Origin of the sequence: Prevotella conceptionensis 9403948 (genome assembly GCF_000312305.1) — a bacterium.
Classification (GTDB): domain Bacteria; phylum Bacteroidota; class Bacteroidia; order Bacteroidales; family Bacteroidaceae; genus Prevotella; species Prevotella conceptionensis.
Window position 1 is genome coordinate 256,923 of sequence record NZ_HE999448.1, and the last position, 2,655, is coordinate 259,577.

Sequence of the window (2,655 nt, forward strand, 5' to 3'; positions counted from 1 at the left end):
CCACATGTCCCAACAATCATCCACACGACCGCAATGGCAAGCCGACAACTTCTATAAGATAGGCAAGCTTGGCAAGCCGCACGGCGTGAAAGGCGAAATATCTTTCCACTTCGACGACGACATTTTCGACCGAATAGAGGCCGATTTCCTTGCGCTCGAAGTGGAGGGGCTGCTTGTTCCCTTCTTTTTCGAGGAATATCGCTTTAAGGGTAGCGAGACGGCATTGGTGAAATTCGTGAACATAGACACGCAAGAACGGGCAAAGGAACTGACGGGCTGCAACGTGTTTTTTCCGCGACAGGAGGCCGATAACCCCGATGCCGAACTGTCATGGGCGGCCATTGTGGGCTTTACCGTTAAGGATGCGGCCACCAACAAGCGGCTGGGCACCCTTCTTGCCGTGGACGACAGCACGGTGAACACCCTTTTTGAAGTAGACGTTAACGGTTCTGCGCCCCTGCTATTGCCTGCATCTTACGACTTGATTGCAGGCGTTGACGCAAAGAAACGTGAAATAACGATGCACATTCCAGATGGAATACTAGACCTAGACTGAACAAATGAAGAAACAAATATGTATTCTTGGCAGCACGGGTTCGATTGGCACACAAGCCCTCGACGTGATTGCGCAACATGCCGACAAGTACGAAGTGTACTGCCTAACGGCAAACACACGCGTTGAATTACTGGCTCAACAGGCACGGAAGTTCAGGCCGGCGGCCGTTGTTGTGGCCGACGAGAGCCGCTACCAGCAGCTGCAAGACCTCTTAACCGACCTTCCCGACATTAAGGTTTACGCAGGAAAGCAGGCACTTTGCGACATCGTAGAGGCCGAACCCATCGACATGGTGCTTACAGCGATGGTTGGTTTTGCCGGTTTAGAACCCACAATACATGCCATTAAAGCGCATAAGAAGATATGTTTGGCCAATAAAGAGACGCTTGTTGTGGCCGGAGAACTTATCAACGAGTTGGCCATAGCCAACCGCGCACCCATACTTCCCGTAGACAGTGAGCACTCGGCCATATTCCAAAGCATAGTGGGCGAGGGCGATAATTCCATCGAACGGATATTGCTTACGGCCAGTGGAGGCCCATTTCGCCTACTGCCCGAAGTGCAATTGGCCAAAGTTACCAAGGCCGATGCCTTGCGCCATCCCACGTGGGACATGGGTGCGAAGATAACAATCGACTCTGCCACGATGATGAACAAAGGGTTCGAGGTGATTGAGGCCAAGTGGTTGTTCGGCGTTGAGGCCGAAAAGATACAGGTGCTTGTGCATCCGCAGAGCATTGTTCATAGCGCGGTGCAGTTCGAAGACGGCTCGGTAAAGGCGCAACTAGGCATACCCGACATGCGTTTGCCCATACAATACGCCTTCTCTTACCCCGATAGGCTGCCGCTTAACGGGCCAAGGCTCGACCTCTTCGCACAGCCGTTGGAGTTTTTCGAACCCGACATGCGTAAGTTCCGCTGCTTGCAATTGGCCTTCGATGCCATTAACCGCGGTGGAAACATGCCTTGCATACTCAATGCAGCCAACGAAGTGGTGAACGAGGCATTCAGGGCCGACCGCATTGGCTTTTTAGACATGCCGCGAATTATCGAAGAAACGATGCAAAAGGTGCCTTTCGATGCGGCTCCTTCGTTAGATACCTACCTGCAAACGGATGCCGAATCGCGCCGAAAGGCCAGCGAACTGGTTGCCCAACTGCGTTGAAACCCATACCGCCAAGCGGCTTTTGCCGCAGCGGATAATACCAAAGAATGTGCCATAAAGAGCCTTGATGCTTACCCATTGGCATCCTAATTAGTACAGAAAACAATAAAACAAACATGGAAATATTTCTCATTAGGCTGTTGCAGTTCATGCTAGCCATATCTATTTTGGTGCTACTCCACGAGGGGGGGCATTTCTTCTTCGCCCGTTTGTTTGGCGTAAGGGTAGAAAAGTTCTACCTATTCTTCGACCCTTGGTTTCATCTCTTCGAGTTTAAGTCTAAGAAAAGCGGCACGGCCTACGGCATGGGCTGGCTGCCTTTGGGCGGATATTGCAAGATTTCGGGAATGGTAGACGAGTCGTTCGACACAGAACAGATGGCCAAACCCGCCCAACCGTGGGAGTTTAGGGTTAAGCCGGCATGGCAAAGGCTGCTCATTATGTTGGGCGGCGTTATCGTTAACTTCCTCTTGGCCTTGTTTATCTATTCGATGGTGCTGTTCCATTGGGGCGACAGTTACGTGCAAGTGAAGGATATGACGGCCGGAATGAAGTTTAATTCGGAGGCAAAAGCCCTTGGATTTAAAGATGGCGACGTACTTCTTGGCACCGAGAAAGGCGAGTTTAAGACTTTCGATGCCGACTTCTTCCGCGATTTGGCCACTGCCACTCGTGTGGATTTGGTGCGCCAAGGCAAGCACATGAGCCTGCCCATGCCTGGCAATCTCGACTTGCTGAACATGCTTAAATCGTCGCCGCGCTTTGTAATGATAATGATGCCCAACACCATCGACAGCGTAATGCCCAACAGCATAGCAGCCAAAGCGGGTCTGAAAGCTGGCGATAAGATTGTGGCTTTTGCAGGAAAACCCATTGATTCGCAAAACGATTTTAATTTCGAGAAAGAGCGTTTGGGCGATATTTTGGCCGCTGC

General features: G+C 51.4%; 3 protein-coding genes. All 3 read left to right on the forward strand.

Going from position 1 to position 2,655, the window contains the following annotated elements:
- Positions 1-4 precede the first annotated feature (4 nt).
- Positions 5-556 carry a ribosome maturation factor RimM gene (gene rimM, locus BN93_RS10415; RefSeq protein ID WP_019188266.1) on the forward strand — a complete coding sequence of 184 codons (552 nt, stop codon included), beginning with the start codon at positions 5-7 and terminating at the stop codon, positions 554-556.
- A gap of 4 nt (positions 557-560) precedes the next feature.
- The gene (locus tag BN93_RS10420; protein ID WP_019188267.1) at positions 561-1,721 is read left to right on the forward strand and encodes a 1-deoxy-D-xylulose-5-phosphate reductoisomerase; all 1,161 of its coding nucleotides are present in this window, start codon (positions 561-563) and stop codon (positions 1,719-1,721) included.
- Positions 1,722-1,837: 116 nt separating this feature from the next.
- Positions 1,838-2,655 (forward strand): site-2 protease family protein (locus BN93_RS10425; protein ID WP_019188268.1); only part of this gene is annotated, 818 nt, incomplete at its 3' end.

Bases quoted from the DNA above. Each gene is read 5' to 3' on its own strand.
- BN93_RS10420 (WP_019188267.1), top strand. From the start codon at position 561: ATGAAGAAACAAATATGTATTCTTGGCAGCACGGGTTCGATTGGCACA.
- rimM (WP_019188266.1), top strand. From the start codon at position 5: ATGTCCCAACAATCATCCACACGACCGCAATGGCAAGCCGACAACTTC.